Raw genomic sequence first — 15,699 nt, 5'->3', positions numbered from 1 at the left:
ACCCGACCATGGAATCCCCACTCCATTCGGAATCTGGCCATTCGGAATCTGGCCATCCGGAATCTGGCCATGCCGCCCTGATCCGGCGCGCCCGTTCCGGCTCCGACGAAGCCTTCTCCCGGCTTGTGTCGGACAGCCAGCAAGCGGTGCGCGCCTTCCTCCGTCGCCTGGCCGCCACCGCCGACGACGCCGATGACCTCGCCCAGGAGGCCTTCGTCACGGCATGGTCAAAGATCGACCGGCTGCACGACGGGATTTCGTTTCGTACCTTTGTCTGCGGCATCGCCTATCGCAAGGCCCTGAACGACCGCCGCCGCTTCAACCGCCAGTCTGCACGCGACACCCAATGGCACGACCTGACGCCGCAACAGGCGTCTTCAACCGTTGACAGCCGGTTGAGTGTTCAGGCAGCCTTGGCACAACTGCCGCTGGACCAGCGCGCCGCCGTCAGCCTTTGCGTCGCCGGCGACTACAGCCACAGCGAAGCCGCCGACATTCTGGGGCTTCCCCTGGGCACGGTTAAGTCGCATATTGCCAAGGGGCGTGATAAACTCACCGCCCTGCTCGGAGTACCGTCATGAGTGAAGACGCCTTGAAAGCCTTGCTGCAAGCCGAGGTCCCGGCCCAAGTACCTGGCATGCCGCCGGTGCGCGATATCGCCTTCGTCATCGCCGTCATGGAAAAGGTCGAGCGTCGCCGTTTCGTCGAGAATCTAGCTTGGTGGCTGTGCGGCGGCTGTGCCGTGACTCTCGTGATGGGCCTGATCATGCCGTACGTGACGCCGGCCATCATCACCCTGGGTGGCGCCCTCGTACCGGTGGTCATCATCCTGAGCGTCGTCGGCATGATCGCGCTGGGAGCCTGGTACCTGCGCCCGGCTCTGCGCGATTTCGGGATACAGATCTAGGCTTCTTTTGCGACGCCGGATATCAACGGCACAAAGCGAACGTCGCTCATATCTTCGCGTTCAAAACCGTCCGCCGTGCGGGTATAGCGCACCAGGATCTGGGTTGATCCCTTGCCTAAGGGGCCGACCAAAATACCCTTCGGTTTCAACTGGTTCAACAGATCGGTCGGAACATCCGGCAAGGCAGCCGTGACCAGGATCCGGTCGAACGGCGCCTGTTCCGGCCAACCATCCCAGCCATCCCCGAAGCGATAGATGATATTTTCCAGCAGAAGCCGGCGATGGCGGGTCTCGGCCTCAACCATCAGCGAGCGATAGCGTTCAATGGTGTAAACATAACGCGCCAATCGCGCGAGGATCGCCGTCTGATAGCCGCTGCCCGTGCCGATCTCCAACACACGATGCCGGCCCTCGATCTTCAGCGCCTGGGTCATTAGGGCGACGATATAGGGCTGGGAAATGGTCTGGCCGCAATTGATCGGGATGGCCGAATCTTCCCACGACCGGTCGAGGAACAGTTCCGGTACGAACAGGTCGCGCGGCGTGATCTCCATGGCGTGCAACACCTTGCGGTCGTCGATGCCCTGCTGCTTGAGTCCGGACATCAACCTTTGCAGGCGAGTTTCTTCGGGGGGCTCAGTCATTCCGCCGCCCCTGCCTTTTCGTCATCGGCAATATTAATCTGTTTGGGTACCGTGCCGCCCAGAGTCTTCTTCAGACGGTGCATCGTCTCGTAATGCGTGAGGTCCAGATGCAGCGGGGTCACCGAGATGCGCTTATGGGCCACGGCGTTCAAATCGGTGCCGTCGATCATAGTCTGATCGAAAGCATGGAAATTCATCCAGTAATAGTCGCGACCGCGCGGGTCGCGGCGTTTGACGGCGTGCATTTCGTGAGCGTCACGAAAGCCCTGACGGGTAACTTCGACGCCCGTGACCTCATCGGCCGGGCAATCCGGGAAGTTGATATTGATCACCACGTCCGCCGGCCAGCCCTTTTCCAGGATGGCGCTGAGTACAGGCGCGCCATGGACCTCGGCGGCGTTCCATTGGGTCATCAGGTCGATATCGAAGTCCAGACACTGCGACAGCGCGATCGAGGGGATACCGAGCGTCATGCCCTGCAGCGCGCCGGCAACCGTGCCCGACAGAGTCACATCCTGCGCCAGGTTGAATCCACGATTGATCCCGGACAGGACCAGGTCCGGCGGCTGCGGCATCAAGTCATTGATGGCGATCTGGACGCAGTCGGTGGGGGTGCCCGAGACGGCAAAACGCTTTTCACCCAGGCGTTTGACGCGGAGCGGATCGTGCAGCGTGATGCCCCTGCCCTTACCGGACTGTTCGATAACGGGGGCACAGACCCAGACATCGTCGCTGAGTTGGCGGGCGATGTTATGGAGGATTTCGAGACCGTAGGCCTCGACGCCGTCGTCATTGGTCAGGAGGATACGCATACGAAATGTTTATGGCGATTTCCGTCCGTGCCGCAAGCCGGATGAGGAACAAAAAGTGGCCAACAGGTTAAAAAAGATTGGCACCACGGATGGACGCGGATCAACACGGATTTCAAGGCGCGCATGAATGTTCCGCGCAGCGGCTTCTTCCAAAGTGGGTCCACAGATTACACAGATTAGAGGGATTAAGACTCTAATCTGTGTAATCTGTGAAATCTGTGGACCGCCTTAAACCGAGATGCCGCTACGCGGCAGGTTCCGGATGAACTGGAAATCCGTGTCCATCCGTGTCCATCCGTGGTTCAAAACGCTTACCCAATCTGGGTCAGCCCACCCATATAGGGTTGAAGCACCACAGGCACAGCGATCTTGCCGTTCTCGTCCTGATAATTCTCCATCACCGCCACCAGTGTCCTGCCAACCGCCAGACCCGAGCCGTTGAGCGTATGGACGAAGCGAGTGCCCTTTTCGCCGGCTTTGCGGGTACGGGCGTCCATGCGGCGCGCCTGGAAATCACCACAGTTCGAGCACGACGAGATTTCGCGATAGGTGTTCTGCGACGGCAGCCACACCTCCAGGTCATAGGTCTTGCGCGCGCCGAAACCCATGTCACCGGTACACAGCAGCATGGTCCGGTACGGCAATTCCAACCGTTTCAGAATGCTTTCGGCGCAGCCGGTCATGCGCTCGTGCTCTTCGGACGATTGCTCGGGCGTGGTGATCGAGACGAGTTCGACCTTCTGGAACTGGTGCTGACGGATCATGCCCTTGGTATCGCGACCGGCCGAACCAGCTTCAGCTCGGAAGCAGTTGGTCAGAGCCGTTAGCCGCAGCGGCAGTTCTTCCTCGGCCGTGATGGCCTCACGGATCAGGTTGGTCAGCGACACTTCGGCGGTCGGGATGAGGTAGAAGGGCTCGGCCGTCTTGAACAGGTCCTCTTCAAACTTCGGAAGCTGTCCCGTGCCGAACATGGCGTGATCCTTGACCAGGACCGGCGGGTTGACCTCGGTATAGCCGTGCTCATTCGTCTGGACGTCCAGCATGAATTGACCGATGGCACGTTCCAGCCGCGCCAACTGGCCTTTCAGAAACACGAAACGCGATCCACTGATCTTGGCGGCGGCCTCGAAGTCCATCATCTTCATCGCCTCACCCAGATCGGCGTGGTCCTTTGGCGTAAAGATAAAGTTCCTCGGATCCCCCCAACGGCGTTGTTCGACATTGCCAGCTTCGTCTTCGCCCTGTGGCACGTCCTCGAACGGCAAGTTAGGCAGCGAAGCCAGTTCGGTGCGCAACTTTTCGCCCAGGTCACGTTGTTTGGCGTCCTCGGTTTCCAGGGTCGTTTTCAGGCTCTCGACCTCGGCCATCAGCGCCTGAGCCTTGGCCTCGTCCTTTTGGGCCTTGGCCTGGCCTATCTGCTTGCTGGCTTCGTTGCGGCGCGCCTGGGCGTTCTGGAAAGCCGTCTGGGCGGCGCGCAACTCGGAATCCAGGGAAATCAACGAATCGGCATCGGCCTGCGACGACTCACGGCCACGCGAGTTCCAGCCATGAACATAGACTTGAGGATTGTCGCGTAACGCCTTGATATCGTGCATGGTGGCCTCGGATGTAAGGACCCCTCACCCCAACCCTCTCCCCTCAAGTGGGGAGAGGGAGTTGACAGAGACTCTGTCAACCCTCTCCTATCACCGGGACAGGCTAGATAAGCGGTGTAAAACTTAGCGGGCTAGATACGCAAAGCCGGTGATTTGGGCAAACCCAAAATGCGTCAGACTTCAACGACGTCCGTGACCGGCTTGCCCTTGCGCCGCCACTCGATCAACTTCACGCAGAGGATCGATATCTCGTACAGAAGCACGATCGGGATCGCCAGCATCAGTTGCGAAATCGGGTCCGGCGGCGTCACAACCGCCGCCACGACAACGATGGCCAATATGGCGTAGCGCCGGAAACTGCTCAGCATTTTCGACGTGACAATACCGGCCAGGCCCAAAAGACTTATAACGATTGGAAGCTGGAAACAGCAACCGAAGGCCAGCATCAAAGTGGTGATCAGCGACAGGTAGTCGGACACCTTATACATGGCGGTGATGGCGACGCCCGGAGCAACAATCTGCTGGCTCAGGGAGAACCACAGCACCGTCGGCAGGATAATGAAATAGACCAGCGCCATCCCCAGCACGAACATCAGTGGCGCTGCGAAAAGAAACGGCAGGAAGGCGTTGCGTTCGCGGCGGTACAGGCCCGGAGCGACGAAGCCGTAGAGTTGCCAGGCCAGGACTGGGAAGCTGACGATGATGCCGCCGAACATGGCCATCTTCATTTGCGTGAAAATGAATTCCAGCGGCGCCGTGAAGATCAGCGACAAATCCTTGTTCAGAGTCACCTGCTTCAGGCCCAACAGGACATACATCATGTCGAAAGGATTGCCGCCATGGCCGCTGATCTTTGTCTGCTCAAGCATGGCGCTGGCCACCTTAAGCGGATGAAGCAGGAACTCGTAGATCGGCTTGGCGACCGCGAAACATCCGATGCAGGCAATCACGAAGGCAACCGCCATGATGACGATGCGCGTGCGCAGCTCGACAAGGTGATCCATCAACGGCGCACGCGACGCCTCGATATCGGCATCTTCGGCGTCATTGGCCGTCGTCTGGCCCTTGGTCACCAGGCTACGCTTGTGCTTGTCTTCGACGTCGATCGTGTTCGGCAGGGTTTCGGTCACGAGGCAACCTTCCGGCGCGAGCGTTTAACAGGCATGACGGTAGGCTCGACTTCGGGTTCCGCCGCCGCTTGCGCAACGACCTTCGGTTTGCGCGCACGCGGCTTTTTGACGGGGGCAACCTCAGCCTCGAGATCATCACTCTGGGCGGCGTCCCACTTGGGCGGCAAACCGTCCATCTGAGGATAAGATATCTTCGGATCCACCGGCTCAGACGGGGGCGTCATCGTAACCGGACTGTCGCCCTTGTTCAGGCTGACGCTGATATCGCTTTCGATGGCCTTCATCTCGCTCTGGATCGAACTGGTCAGGTTGTTCGAGCGTAGCGCCTCGACCTCCTTGCGCAGGTCATCGAGCTCGCTCTGGCGGGCCATATCGTCGAACGAGGATTTAAAGTCGTCGGCCATATTGCGCATCTTGCCGATGAACTTGCCGAGATTGCGGAGCAGCTTCGGCAAATCCTTCGGCCCGACCACGACCAGGGCGACGATTGCAATGATAATCAGCTCACTGCCGCCGAGACCGGGCAACATGATGGCAGCTTTCTCTTAAGTGTGGCGATAGGACGGTTAGGCTTTCGGCTCTTCGCCGTCGACCTTCTTTTTCTTGTCGTCGTCCTCGTTGCCGCTGTCCTTCAGGCCGTCCTTGAACGCTTTGATACCCTTGGCGGCATCGCCCATCAGGTTGGAAATCTGACCGCGGCCACCGAATAGCAACAATGCAACGACTGCAACCAAAAGCCAGTGCCAAATACTAAGTCCACCCATAGTCTACTCTCCTTGGCGCCTCTCGCCCCTGTACATGGGGCGGGCACGATGCAAATTTCAGTCCTTATAGGCTTTTTATGACCAAATTAGGAAGCATTTTTGCATCGATTATCCCGCCTCTGCGAAAGAAATTCATTTCTCTTCGAAGAAGTCCTGGGCGAATTCGACCTCTTCCAGATCGTCGAGCGTCGCCGCGTCCTCGAGCACCTGCCCCGACGACGGGTCGGGCACCATGAAGTCGGCCGGCACATTGAGGTCCAGCAGTCCCGCGGCGCGCATCTCGGCCACACCCGGCAGGTCGGCCAGGCTGGGCAGAGAAAACTGCTCCAGGAAGGTCTCCGTCGTGCCGTAGGTTACCGGTCGGCCGGGCGTACGGCGCCGACCGCGCAGCCGGATCAGGTTCATTTCGTGCAGGACGTCCAGAGTCCCACGCGACAGGCCGACACCGCGGACGGATTCGATCTCGGCGCGGGTGACCGGCTGGTGGTAGGCGATGATGGCCAGGGTTTCCAGCGCCGCCTTGGACAGTCGGCGCGGCTCCTCGCGCTCCTCCACCATCAGGTAGCCCAGATCGCCGGCGGTGCGGAACTGCCAGCGGTCGTTGATAACCTCCAGCGCCACGCCGCGCCCGGCATAGCGCGCTTTAAGACCAGCCAGAGCCTGGCCAACATCGACGCCCTCCGGCAGACGATAGGCCAGTTCAGCCGCCGACAGCGGACCGGCAGCGGCAAATAAAAGCGCTTCGACGGCGCGTTCCAGAGTCTCGGGCGTCATTCCGGTTTTACCTCCGGGATCGGCATAAGGGGCGTGCGCTTGCGCATGTACAGGGTGTCGAAGGTCGCCAGTTGCTGAAGCTGAAGTTGCCCCTCCTTGGTCAGCTCCAGCGACGCCGACAGGGTCGAGGCCAGGTAGGAGATTCGCTTGGGGCCAACTCCGCCGCGCGGCTGTGGCGCCACATCGTCCAATGCCGTCCAGTTGTTCAGTGACGGCAGCTTGGAGCGCAGGTTATCGCGGGCATCTTCCAGCGAGTAGGCCTCGATACGTCGCGTCGGGTCGTAATGACGCTCCGTTTCACGCCGCCGCTGGGTGACGTAGGCGCTCATCAGGTCGAAGACATTGGCCTCGATGCGCGATGATGGAATGATCAATCGCGCCTCCGGATCGCCACGCGCAAAGACGTCACGCTTGAGCTGCGGCCGTTCCGTGAGGGCCTCCACCGCCTTGCGCATGGCTTCCAGCTTCTTCAGCCGAAACGCCAGGGCCGCGGCCAGATCTTCCGGCGCCGGTTCATTGCCCTGCTTGCGCTCGGTCTTCGGCAGCAGAAGGCGCGATTTCAAATAGGCCAGCCAGGACGCCATGACCAGATAGTCGGCCGCCAACGAGAAGCGCAGTTTGCGCGCCTCCTGGATGAAGGCCAGGTACTGTTCGGCCAGGCGGGTGATCGAGATTTTCAGCAGGTCGACCTTCTGCGACCGCGCCAGGGCCAGCAGGACATGCAGCGGCCCTTCATAGCTGTCGAGTTGCAGCACCAGCGCTTCATCGGGGGCGATTTCCTCGGGCGCATCGGAGGCCGAACCATCAAAGTCCAGCTTCGACTGGCGGACGTCGTGATCGAGCCCCGAAGGTGCGGCCCGTTCGCGGCTCATGCCTGTTCTCTGGCGGCCGGCGCGCCGGCCAGCACCTCGGTCGGATCGACCTTGGCTTCATGCGGCGCACTGCGCGCGAGAACAACATCGAAGCGCGCCCGGGCATCGGCCACATCCAACGGCTCCGGCGTGGTCACCAGACGGCGGAAACAGGCCTCGGCCCGGCGCAAGGCATCGCGGCGCAGCTTGGGCGCCTCGGCGACGACGACCTTCATCTGGTCCAACTTGCCGTTGCAGTGAAGCAGGACATCGCACCCGGCCTTCAAAGACGCCTTGGCGCGGTGATGCAGGTCGCCAGTCAGCGCGTTCATTGACAGGTCGTCGCAGATCAAAAGCCCGTCGAAGCCGATAACCTTGCGGATCACCTTGATGCACTTTTTCGATGTGGTCGCGGTGTTGCGCTTGTCAATCGCCTTGTACAGCACGTGCGCGGTCATGGCGATCGGCATGTCGGCATTGACCTGGAACGGATAGAAGTCGACCTTCAGCAACTCGTCCAGCTTGGTATCGACCTTGGGCAGGTCGGTGTGCGAGTCGGCTCCTGCCCGGCCGTGACCGGGAATATGCTTGATCACCGGCAAGACGCCGCCGGCCAGCAGGCCTTCGCAGGCGGCGCGGCCCATAACGGCGACATCGCCGGCCGTTAGCCCATAGGCGCGGTCGCCGATAATATCGTGGGCACCGGGTTGAGGTACGTCCAGGACCGGCACGCAGTCGACATTGATACCCAACGCATAGAGGTCGTTGGCCATCAGCCGCGCGCCCAGGCGTACCATGTCTCGCTGCTCATATGGGTCGTTGCACACTTCGGCAAAGCGGGCAGCCGGCGGATAGTCGGGCCAGTGCGGCGGACGCAGGCGGCGCACCCGACCGCCTTCCTGGTCGATCAGGATCAATGGATCGTGGCGCACGCACGCCTTCAGCGCGGTCACCAGGGCCTTGGTCTGCTCCGGTGTCTCGATATTGCGGCGAAACAGGATGAAACCCAGCGGGGGATGATCGTGGAAGAAGCGTTGTTCTTCCGTCGTCAGTTCCAGACCGCTGACGCCCAGGATACAGGCCCGGACATCGGCCAGCTTTTTGACCCTGGACATTACCGCACGATACAGTCGCGGCCGGCCGACTTCAGCGCGGCGCAGAAGGACTTAGCCTTGTCGGCCGACAGGCCGGTAAAGGCGGTGCGATAAAAGGTGCCGCGTTCGGTCTCGACCTTTTGGACGCTCTTGCCGGCGCCGCCAACGAACAGCCCGAAGCTGGACGCGACCTTGGCGTACTCGGTATTGGCCTGTTCCTGGCTGTTGAAGGCGCCGATCTGGACCGAGGTCGAACCCGAAGACGCCACCGGCTGCGGCGTGGCGGCAGGCTTGGTCTCCGGTTTTGTCTCCGCCGGCACCGGCACGGCTTCCACCGGCTTCTGCGACGGCAGAGGTCCTTCGATCGGGGCAGCAACCGGGGGCGCGACATTGGTTTCGCCTGAGGTCGCGGAATCGCGCAGCGCCGGGGTTTCGGAACCGGGCGCGAACTTCGCCTGGCTGCCTTCGGCCAAATCTTCGTCGCTCAAGACCTTGGCGTCGGTGACCTTTTCGTCGCGGAATTCACCCAGTGTGTCACCGACCTCGACCGGAATGCGGCCCTTTGTGCTCAGGCCCGAATTGTAGAACAGCACCGCCGCCAGCAAAACCACCACGAGGACAATGCCGCTGATGATCAGGGTCAGCGGCGCCTGATCGCGCGACGCAGTGCGGCGCGATTCGTAGCTCAGATTGTCTTCGGTCGGGGGCGAATAGGTGCCGCGATCCTTGTCCAGCATGGGTGTGAAGTCCTTGGCCAAAGCCTGAAAAATACAATGCCCGCACAGGCGGCCAAAGCCGTTTGGGCGAATCATGCCTGATTCTTCTCAGGCAGACCCTAGAGAATAGAGTTTGCAATACGATTTTGACACCCCTGTGGCGAAAAATGTTCACTGACGCAAATAATCACCGTCTTGCAGGACTCGTTCGAAGATCCCTGTTATGGTGACGACATTGTTACGCGTAATCTTTGATTTTCAAACATTTCAATTCAGGGGACTTGCTTCGTGAACGGCAAAATCATGCCTTTGGCCGCGGTCGCTCTGGCCGTGATCCTGGGGGGCGGCATTGTCGTCTCGCCCCAGGCCCAGGACGCGTCACCGCGCACCCTGCCGCCCGCCGCGATCGACTGGAAAACCCTGTCGCGCGTCTACAATCCCGGCGTCGCCGCAAAATCGCGCGCGACCCGTGGTCTGCGCGCCCGCAACGATCAGGTCGACAACACGACACTGCCCATCCTCCTGCCCGACGCCTCGACAGGCGTGAGCCGCGACGGCCTGGCCTTCACCTCACTGGGCGACGTCTACGACATCAACCTGCCGCAGCCGGTCAAAGGTCTGACGGTCCTGCTCAGTGGCACCCGAGTCTTCGTTGCCTCACAGCCCGGCATGTTCCGTGGCGTCAAGTTCGACCAGGTCAATATGGGCGGCCAGCCGGTCGAGGTGCTGTTCAGCGAGACGGAGGACGGCTGGACAGCCAGTTTCTCGCGCTTCGGCATGGCCTACGGCATCGAGGTCATCTGCGATGAAGCCGACGCCATGAACTACTGCAAGGACTCGACCTATATTCGCAAGATCGCCTCCGGCATGACCGAGATCGTGCTGGGCGCTCAAGCGGAACGCGAATTCACCGCCGCCACCGGCGGCAATACGACCCAACCGCCACGGCCGACCGACACGGTCAAGGTCCCCGTCAATCGTGACGTCCTGACACAACGCCAAACGGCCAACAATCCGGTGAAACCCAATTCTTCGGTGAAGCCATGAGTAGGAACAATGGCTCTGGCGGCGGCGGCGCGGTCATCGCGGTTATCATCCTGATCCTGGCCCTGGGCCTACTGTACCAGTGCCAGGGCGCCAAGTACGGGCTGCCGGTCATCCCCATGGGCGCCGGCGCTTCGTCATCCTCCGCCGCGCCCCCGGTTTCCGGCGAGAGCGAAGTCTCCGGCACAGCCTCGGTCGATGCGTCCGTGGAAAGCTCGGTAGCGCCTGGCGGCTTCACCTACCTGCCGGCGACCGACCTTTTGCCCTGGTCGTGGAGTTCCAGCACCGTGCCCCTGCCCTGGGCAGCGACCAGCAACAACGATCCGGGCTACAAGGCCAATGTCAACGTCGACAACTGGTCGCCGGCCATGTGTTTCCCTATCGAAGGCAAGGCCTATGCCAACAGCCAGGTCTACCGCCCCGGCGGCGAAGGCTTCGCCACGCCGGAAGCCCTGGCCTCCAAGGCGCAGTACGACGCCTGGTACAACAAGGCCTACAGCAACCCCAAGCAGTCGGGCTGGCTGGCCGCCTACAACAATCTGCGCGGTACCTCTTGCGACCCTTCGAACTACCAGTATCCCTGGCGCGACAACTTCTGTGAAAAGCGCTCGGGCGAAAATGCCCTCTGCCATAGCGCCAAAGGCCACCAGGGCCAGGATATCCGCCCCGAAACCTGCCAGAAGAGCGTCCACTGGGCTGTCGCTGCCGAAGATTCCGTCGTCAAGGACGTCGGGTCCTACACCCTGACCCTGCGGGCGGTGAACCCGCCGTACCGCATCTACCGCTATCTGCACATGGATCCCGATTTTATCGCCCACTGGCAACCGCTGGAAGGCACGACGACGATGGTCAAGGCCGGCCGGCGGCTGGGCCAGGTCGGCGACTTCGGGCCAGGCGGCACGTCGTACACAACGGTCCACCTGCATTTCGAGATCCGGCTGTCGGTCGCCGAACAGGTCAATGGCACCTTGCGGCCGCTGAATACCTTCGTACCGCCCTACAACGCCCTGGTGACGTCCTACGAACGCAAACTCGCCGGCAACGGCTGTGCCGTGCTTCCCTGGTAGGTCTCTCCTGATAGGTATTGCGCCCTTATCGCGGCATGCCTATCTTGAGGTTCAAACCGAAGGAGCGCCAACATGTCCGAGGTCATCGACAATCCCGCCCGCGGCCGTTTCGAACTCAGTGAAGATGAAGGCACAGCGACAGCCGACTACCGGATCAACGGCGATACCTTGTATATCGAATATGTCGAGTCGCCGCCGGCCCTGCGTGGAAAGGGTACGGCCGGGCGGCTGATGCGCGGCGTGATGGATACGGCGCGTGAACGTACGCTGAAGGTGATCCCGATCTGCGGTTACGCTGCGGCCTGGATCCGGCGCCATGATGAATACGCGGACTTGGCGGGTTAGGAAGGAGATCCGTCCGCGGCATGCACTTCGGTCAGCCTCTCCTGCACCGCTTCCAGCAGACGATCTGAATACGCCACATCATCCACGGCGCGCGAAAGAACCATGGCGCCGACCAGGGTCGACATCACTGTCATTGCTTCGGCCTCGTCCCCGCCCAGCAAAGCCTGCATCCCAGCCAGATAGTCTTTAAGTCCAGTGGTAAAGATCGCCCGCACGGACTGCGGCTGGCGTGGCATATCTCCGGCCAGGGATGGAAACAGACAAGCCCCTTCCGGATGGTCGCGGTTCTGCTGCGACAGATAGCGCTCGAACAGCCCCAGAAGCTCCGCCTGGAAACTCCCCGTCGCCACCGCCCGGCCAATTCGCTCGGACTGGCGCTGGAGGGTCGCCGCGCAGGCCTGAGCGACCAAGTCTTCCTTCGAGTCGAAATAGGTCCCGAAACCACCATGGGTCAGGCCGCATTCGCGCATCAGGTCGGCCACCTTCAAGCCTTCGATGCCGCGCTTGCGCACCTGGGCGGACGCCGTCTGCAGCAAACGTTCACGGTTACGTTCGACAGTGGCACGGGAGGTCTTCAAGAAGGGCAGTCCTGATAGTTTAAGTGTTGGCGGTTTGGCAGTTTGGCAGTTTGGCAGTTTCTTTGCGATGTTTGGCGTTGACGATACATGATCATCATCATAAATGCAATCATGACCATGATCATGTAAAGTGACTCGCCATGTTGTCCACGCCTCTTGCCGCCGCCCTGAACTCGCGCAACATCCACTATGGCTGGGTGATGGCAGGCCTGACCTTCCTGATTATGCTGACCACCGCCTGCGCATTGGGGGCGCCGGGCGTGCTGATGCCGGCGCTGCAAAAGGAGTTCGGCTGGACCACGGCCGATATCTCAGCCGCCCTGGCCTTGCGCCTGTTTCTGTTCGGCGCCATTGCCCCGTTCGCCGCCTGGCTGATGATGCGCTATGGCCTGCAAAGGGTGGTCAGTTGCGCCCTGGCCTTGATCGTCGCTGGTTTGGGCCTGTCGATGCTCATGAAGGACATGTGGCAACTGGTGCTGTTCTGGGGCGTGTTCACCGGAGTCGGTGCCGGCATGACGGCCATCGTCCTGGGCGCCACGGTAGCCACGCGCTGGTTCAACCATCGCCGCGGTCTGGTCATCGGCCTGCTGACGGCGTCGTCGGCCACCGGGCAACTTGCCTTCCTGCCCCTGATCGCGCAGTTGGACCAGGCCTTTGGCTGGCGCACGGCGCTGATCCTGGTCTGCGGCCTGCTGGCGACCGCCTTTGTCCTGGTTCTGCTGCTGATGCGCGACCGTCCGTCAGATCTCGGTCTGCCGGCCTATGGCGACACGGTCGTCGACACCGCTCCACCCACGCAGAACCTGCAACCGTTCCAAGTTCTGAAGGACGCAGCCAAGACCCGCACCTTCTGGGTCTTGTTCGGCACCTTCTTTATCTGCGGCGCCTCGACCAACGGCCTGATCCAGACGCACTTCGTCTCGTTCTGCGGTGACTACGGCATGATCGCCGTGACCGCAGCCGGCGTCCTGGCGCTGATGGGACTCTTCGACTTTATCGGCACCATAGGATCGGGTTGGCTGTCGGACCGCTACGATTCGCGCTGGCTGTTGTTTGCCTATTATGGCCTGCGGGGCATCTCCCTGCTGTTCCTGCCCAATGCCGAGTTCACATTCTTCGGCCTGGCGCCCTTCGCGGTTTTCTACGGCCTGGACTGGATCGCCACCGTGCCCCCGACCCTGAAACTGGCGGCGGAAAAGTTCGGTAAGGACAAGGCCGGCATCGTCTTCGGCTGGGTGTTCGCCGGCCACCAGTTGGGCGCCGCCTCGATCGCTTTTACAGCAGGGTTTATCCGCACCACCTCTGGCAAATACGACCTGGCGTTCTTAATCGCCGGCGCGCTGTGCCTGCTCGCAGCCCTTCTGGCGCTGACCATCATCCGGCCGAAAGCACAGACAGCGCCGGCTGCGGCTTGAAACCGCGCGCGACGCGTGTTAGCACCGCCGCCTTCCCGCTTCGGGAGCCCTGTCACGGGGGCGAGTAGCTCAATGGTTAGAGCCGACCGCTCATAACGGTCTGGTTGGGGGTTCGAGTCCCTCCTCGCCTACCACTTCCCAAAGTCTGTTTCGCTTTCCCAAAGATTTTTTCGCCTCATCGAGCCGCTTATGACGTTACCGCGTGAATTTTTTCAGACCGTCTGGCGTTTCAGCCTCGACCGGCGCCGCCCGACCACCAACACCCTGCGCCTGTCAGAGGACGGCCGTATTCTGGGTTACGACCATCCGAACGAAGCGCGATGGGGCATGGAAGAGAACCTGCTGTGTTTTTACAACGTGCAGGGCGAAAAAAGCGTCCGCTTCGACAACGTCAAGACAGTGGGCAAACACACCATCCTATCAGGCGAGCACCTCCTGGGCTCATCGCACCCGACCCTGTACCTGGAGCCTGCCATCCCCGGCATGGATCCTTGGTTCACCTGGACATGGCGAATTTTCGAGGAAAAGATTGTCAAATATGGCTGGAGCATCGGCGACTACACCTACGGCACTCCGGACGTTCTCGAAGAAGAATATGGTGGACTGACGATCGGTCGGTTTTGCAGCATTGCAATGGGCGTCAAAATCATCCTGTCCAACCACTACACAGACACCTTCAGCACCTACCCGTTCAGCACCCTCCAGGGACTTTGGCCCGCCGCGCGGGGTATTCCTGACCATGTTGAGAAAGGTCAGGTCACCATTGGATCGGACGTCTGGATCGGGGTCAACGCGGTGATTAACCCCGGGGTCAGCATTGGCCATGGCGCCGTGATCGCGGCCCAGGCGGTGGTCACCAAATCCGTGCCGCCCTATGCCATAGTTGGTGGCAATCCGGCGCGGGTCATCCGTTTTCGCCACGACGAAACCACCATACAGAGGTTACTGGCACTATCTTGGTGGGATTGGGCCTACGAAAAGATCCAGGTCTGTCTGCCGCACATCATGTCGGGCGACATCGGGGCGTTGGAAAAGGCCGCGGCGGAGGCCGACGCCGGCATCGACGAATAACCGCGCAACTGCCTACCACATTTCAACCTTATTTCATTCAGTTCAGGTTCAGCCGCCAAGCCATACACCGCTATCCACAGCGAGACATTCCCGTTGTACCAATTGTGAGAGAATTGAAAATGACCCGCTCCATCCTGAAAGCCCTGGCCCTGTCGGTGTGCGCCGCCGCCCTCGCCGCCGCGCCCATGGCCGCTTCCGCCCAGACAATGACCCCAATGATGATTTCGCCCGCCAGCCTGCCGACCACCATCAGCCTGACAGCCAATGGCGAAGTCTCGGCCGCACCGGACAAGGCCACCGTCAGCTTCGGGGTCGTCACTCAGGCCGGTACTGCCTCAACGGCGATGAAGAACAACAATGTCAAGATGAACCAGGTCATGGCGGCGTTGAAGGCCGCCGGCATCGAGGCCAAGGACATCCAGACCTCCAGCTTGAACCTGAGCCCGCAGTACGACTACAGCAATGGCAACCAGCCCAAGATCACCGGCTACCAGGCGATGAACCAGGTCAGCGTTCGCGTCAACAAGCTGGACCAGACGGGCGCCGTCATCGACGCCGTCCTGGCCGCCGGGGTCAATCAGATCGACAATATCAGCTTCGGTCTGAAAAATGACGACGTCCTGATGGACCAGGCCCGCACCCAGGCCATCAAGACCCTGACCCAGCGCGCCAACCTGTATGCCTCGGCCTTTGGCATGAAGGTCAAGCGAGTCCAGACCATCTCCGAAAGCGGTCCGGTCTACAATCACCCCATGCCGATGATGGCGATGCGCGCCGAAGCCGCCATGGACAAGTCGACCCCGGTCGCGTCGGGTGAACTGCAACTGAGCGTCAGCGTCTCGGCCGTGTTCGAGCTTGAATAATACCAATCCACGATGACCTTGCCTCATCG

The 15,699-nt window shown here is 61.0% G+C and carries 19 protein-coding genes and 1 tRNA gene; 9 read left to right on the top strand and 11 right to left on the bottom strand.

The window, feature by feature from the left end; all coding sequences use genetic code 11:
- Positions 1-8: 8 nt before the first annotated feature.
- Both ABI_RS16155 and ABI_RS16150 read left to right on the top strand, forming a co-directional pair.
- Positions 9-581: an RNA polymerase sigma factor gene (locus tag ABI_RS16155; RefSeq protein ID WP_006274114.1), complete on the top strand. Its 573-nt coding sequence runs from the start codon at positions 9-11 to the stop codon at positions 579-581.
- Positions 578-907, top strand: a complete 330-nt coding sequence (locus ABI_RS16150; protein WP_006274113.1) for a hypothetical protein — start codon at positions 578-580, stop codon at positions 905-907. Before ABI_RS16155 ends, ABI_RS16150 begins: the two co-directional genes overlap by 4 nt.
- Here ABI_RS16150 and ABI_RS16145 read toward each other — a convergent pair.
- The 10 genes from ABI_RS16145 to ABI_RS16100 all read right to left on the bottom strand — a co-directional run bounded on the left by ABI_RS16145 (position 904) and on the right by ABI_RS16100 (position 9,383).
- A complete protein-coding gene (locus tag ABI_RS16145; RefSeq protein WP_040309514.1) occupies positions 904-1,551 on the bottom strand; it encodes a protein-L-isoaspartate(D-aspartate) O-methyltransferase in 648 nt (215 codons plus the stop codon). The genes ABI_RS16150 and ABI_RS16145 overlap by 4 nt on opposite strands.
- Complete coding sequence (gene surE, locus ABI_RS16140; protein ID WP_006274111.1) at positions 1,548-2,363, bottom strand: 5'/3'-nucleotidase SurE; 816 nt, start codon at positions 2,361-2,363, stop codon at positions 1,548-1,550. The genes ABI_RS16145 and surE overlap by 4 nt, the downstream gene beginning before the upstream one ends.
- A gap of 311 nt (positions 2,364-2,674) precedes the next feature.
- Complete coding sequence (gene serS, locus ABI_RS16135; RefSeq protein WP_006274110.1) at positions 2,675-3,958, bottom strand: serine--tRNA ligase; 1,284 nt, start codon at positions 3,956-3,958, stop codon at positions 2,675-2,677.
- Between the two features lie 173 nt (positions 3,959-4,131).
- Positions 4,132-5,088, bottom strand: coding sequence for a twin-arginine translocase subunit TatC (gene tatC, locus ABI_RS16130; RefSeq protein WP_006274109.1), 957 nt, complete (start codon positions 5,086-5,088; stop codon positions 4,132-4,134).
- On the bottom strand, positions 5,085-5,618 hold the full coding sequence (tatB, locus tag ABI_RS16125) for a Sec-independent protein translocase protein TatB (RefSeq protein WP_006274108.1): 534 nt from the start codon (positions 5,616-5,618) through the stop codon (positions 5,085-5,087). Before tatB ends, tatC begins: the two co-directional genes overlap by 4 nt.
- Positions 5,619-5,654: 36 nt before the next feature.
- Positions 5,655-5,852: a twin-arginine translocase TatA/TatE family subunit gene (locus ABI_RS16120; protein ID WP_040309513.1), complete on the bottom strand. Its 198-nt coding sequence runs from the start codon at positions 5,850-5,852 to the stop codon at positions 5,655-5,657.
- A 132-nt stretch (positions 5,853-5,984) separates the two neighbouring features.
- On the bottom strand, positions 5,985-6,626 hold the full coding sequence (scpB, locus tag ABI_RS16115) for an SMC-Scp complex subunit ScpB (protein ID WP_006274106.1): 642 nt from the start codon (positions 6,624-6,626) through the stop codon (positions 5,985-5,987).
- A complete protein-coding gene (locus ABI_RS16110) occupies positions 6,623-7,498 on the bottom strand; it encodes a segregation and condensation protein A (protein ID WP_006274105.1) in 876 nt (291 codons plus the stop codon). The genes scpB and ABI_RS16110 overlap by 4 nt, the downstream gene beginning before the upstream one ends.
- On the bottom strand, positions 7,495-8,592 hold the full coding sequence (nagZ, locus tag ABI_RS16105) for a beta-N-acetylhexosaminidase (RefSeq protein ID WP_006274104.1): 1,098 nt from the start codon (positions 8,590-8,592) through the stop codon (positions 7,495-7,497). Before nagZ ends, ABI_RS16110 begins: the two co-directional genes overlap by 4 nt.
- Positions 8,592-9,383: an SPOR domain-containing protein gene (locus ABI_RS16100; RefSeq protein ID WP_006274103.1), complete on the bottom strand. Its 792-nt coding sequence runs from the start codon at positions 9,381-9,383 to the stop codon at positions 8,592-8,594. Before ABI_RS16100 ends, nagZ begins: the two co-directional genes overlap by 1 nt.
- Before the next feature lie 192 nt (positions 9,384-9,575).
- On the opposite strand from ABI_RS16100, the gene ABI_RS16095 reads away from it, so the two are divergent.
- The 3 genes from ABI_RS16095 to ABI_RS16085 all read left to right on the top strand — a co-directional run bounded on the left by ABI_RS16095 (position 9,576) and on the right by ABI_RS16085 (position 11,743).
- Positions 9,576-10,334, top strand: a complete 759-nt coding sequence (locus tag ABI_RS16095) for a hypothetical protein (RefSeq protein ID WP_006274102.1) — start codon at positions 9,576-9,578, stop codon at positions 10,332-10,334.
- A complete protein-coding gene (locus ABI_RS16090) occupies positions 10,331-11,398 on the top strand; it encodes a hypothetical protein (RefSeq protein WP_006274101.1) in 1,068 nt (355 codons plus the stop codon). The genes ABI_RS16095 and ABI_RS16090 overlap by 4 nt, the downstream gene beginning before the upstream one ends.
- Before the next feature lie 72 nt (positions 11,399-11,470).
- Complete coding sequence (locus ABI_RS16085) at positions 11,471-11,743, top strand: GNAT family N-acetyltransferase (RefSeq protein ID WP_006274100.1); 273 nt, start codon at positions 11,471-11,473, stop codon at positions 11,741-11,743.
- Here the strand turns inward: ABI_RS16085 and ABI_RS16080 are convergent.
- A complete protein-coding gene (locus ABI_RS16080) occupies positions 11,740-12,321 on the bottom strand; it encodes a TetR/AcrR family transcriptional regulator (RefSeq protein ID WP_006274099.1) in 582 nt (193 codons plus the stop codon). The two genes, ABI_RS16085 and ABI_RS16080, sit on opposite strands and share 4 nt — an antisense overlap.
- 140 nt (positions 12,322-12,461) lie before the next feature.
- Between ABI_RS16080 and ABI_RS16075 the strand changes: the two genes are divergently transcribed.
- The 4 genes from ABI_RS16075 to ABI_RS16060 all read left to right on the top strand — a co-directional run bounded on the left by ABI_RS16075 (position 12,462) and on the right by ABI_RS16060 (position 15,670).
- Positions 12,462-13,736 (top strand): MFS transporter, encoded by a 1,275-nt coding sequence (locus ABI_RS16075; protein WP_006274098.1) that lies wholly within the window; start codon positions 12,462-12,464, stop codon positions 13,734-13,736.
- 58 nt (positions 13,737-13,794) lie between these two features.
- A tRNA-Ile gene (locus ABI_RS16070) sits at positions 13,795-13,870 on the top strand.
- 55 nt (positions 13,871-13,925) lie between these two features.
- Positions 13,926-14,807 (top strand): CatB-related O-acetyltransferase, encoded by an 882-nt coding sequence (locus ABI_RS16065; RefSeq protein WP_006274097.1) that lies wholly within the window; start codon positions 13,926-13,928, stop codon positions 14,805-14,807.
- 119 nt (positions 14,808-14,926) lie between these two features.
- On the top strand, positions 14,927-15,670 hold the full coding sequence (locus tag ABI_RS16060) for an SIMPL domain-containing protein (protein WP_050808328.1): 744 nt from the start codon (positions 14,927-14,929) through the stop codon (positions 15,668-15,670).
- Positions 15,671-15,699: the final 29 nt, after the last annotated feature.

The sequence above is a fragment of the Asticcacaulis biprosthecium C19 genome, assembly GCF_000204015.1.
Taxonomy (GTDB): Bacteria; Pseudomonadota; Alphaproteobacteria; order Caulobacterales; family Caulobacteraceae; genus Asticcacaulis; species Asticcacaulis biprosthecius.
Note: the sequence above shows the minus strand (reverse complement) of the source record. Positions and strands in the feature narration are given on the sequence as shown.

Excerpts from the sequence above, each read along its gene's own strand:
- ABI_RS16155 (WP_006274114.1), top strand. The coding sequence starts at position 9 with ATGGAATCCCCACTCCATTCGGAATCTGGCCATTCGGAATCTGGCCAT.
- ABI_RS16150 (WP_006274113.1), top strand. The coding sequence starts at position 578 with ATGAGTGAAGACGCCTTGAAAGCCTTGCTGCAAGCCGAGGTCCCGGCC.
- ABI_RS16145 (WP_040309514.1), bottom strand. The coding sequence starts at position 1,551 with ATGACTGAGCCCCCCGAAGAAACTCGCCTGCAAAGGTTGATGTCCGGA.
- surE (WP_006274111.1), bottom strand. The coding sequence starts at position 2,363 with ATGCGTATCCTCCTGACCAATGACGACGGCGTCGAGGCCTACGGTCTC.
- serS (WP_006274110.1), bottom strand. The coding sequence starts at position 3,958 with ATGCACGATATCAAGGCGTTACGCGACAATCCTCAAGTCTATGTTCAT.
- tatB (WP_006274108.1), bottom strand. The coding sequence starts at position 5,618 with ATGTTGCCCGGTCTCGGCGGCAGTGAGCTGATTATCATTGCAATCGTC.
- ABI_RS16120 (WP_040309513.1), bottom strand. The coding sequence starts at position 5,852 with ATGGGTGGACTTAGTATTTGGCACTGGCTTTTGGTTGCAGTCGTTGCA.
- scpB (WP_006274106.1), bottom strand. The coding sequence starts at position 6,626 with ATGACGCCCGAGACTCTGGAACGCGCCGTCGAAGCGCTTTTATTTGCC.
- ABI_RS16110 (WP_006274105.1), bottom strand. The coding sequence starts at position 7,498 with ATGAGCCGCGAACGGGCCGCACCTTCGGGGCTCGATCACGACGTCCGC.
- nagZ (WP_006274104.1), bottom strand. The coding sequence starts at position 8,592 with ATGTCCAGGGTCAAAAAGCTGGCCGATGTCCGGGCCTGTATCCTGGGC.
- ABI_RS16100 (WP_006274103.1), bottom strand. The coding sequence starts at position 9,383 with ATGATTCGCCCAAACGGCTTTGGCCGCCTGTGCGGGCATTGTATTTTT.
- ABI_RS16090 (WP_006274101.1), top strand. The coding sequence starts at position 10,331 with ATGAGTAGGAACAATGGCTCTGGCGGCGGCGGCGCGGTCATCGCGGTT.
- ABI_RS16085 (WP_006274100.1), top strand. The coding sequence starts at position 11,471 with ATGTCCGAGGTCATCGACAATCCCGCCCGCGGCCGTTTCGAACTCAGT.
- ABI_RS16075 (WP_006274098.1), top strand. The coding sequence starts at position 12,462 with ATGTTGTCCACGCCTCTTGCCGCCGCCCTGAACTCGCGCAACATCCAC.
- ABI_RS16065 (WP_006274097.1), top strand. The coding sequence starts at position 13,926 with ATGACGTTACCGCGTGAATTTTTTCAGACCGTCTGGCGTTTCAGCCTC.
- ABI_RS16060 (WP_050808328.1), top strand. The coding sequence starts at position 14,927 with ATGACCCGCTCCATCCTGAAAGCCCTGGCCCTGTCGGTGTGCGCCGCC.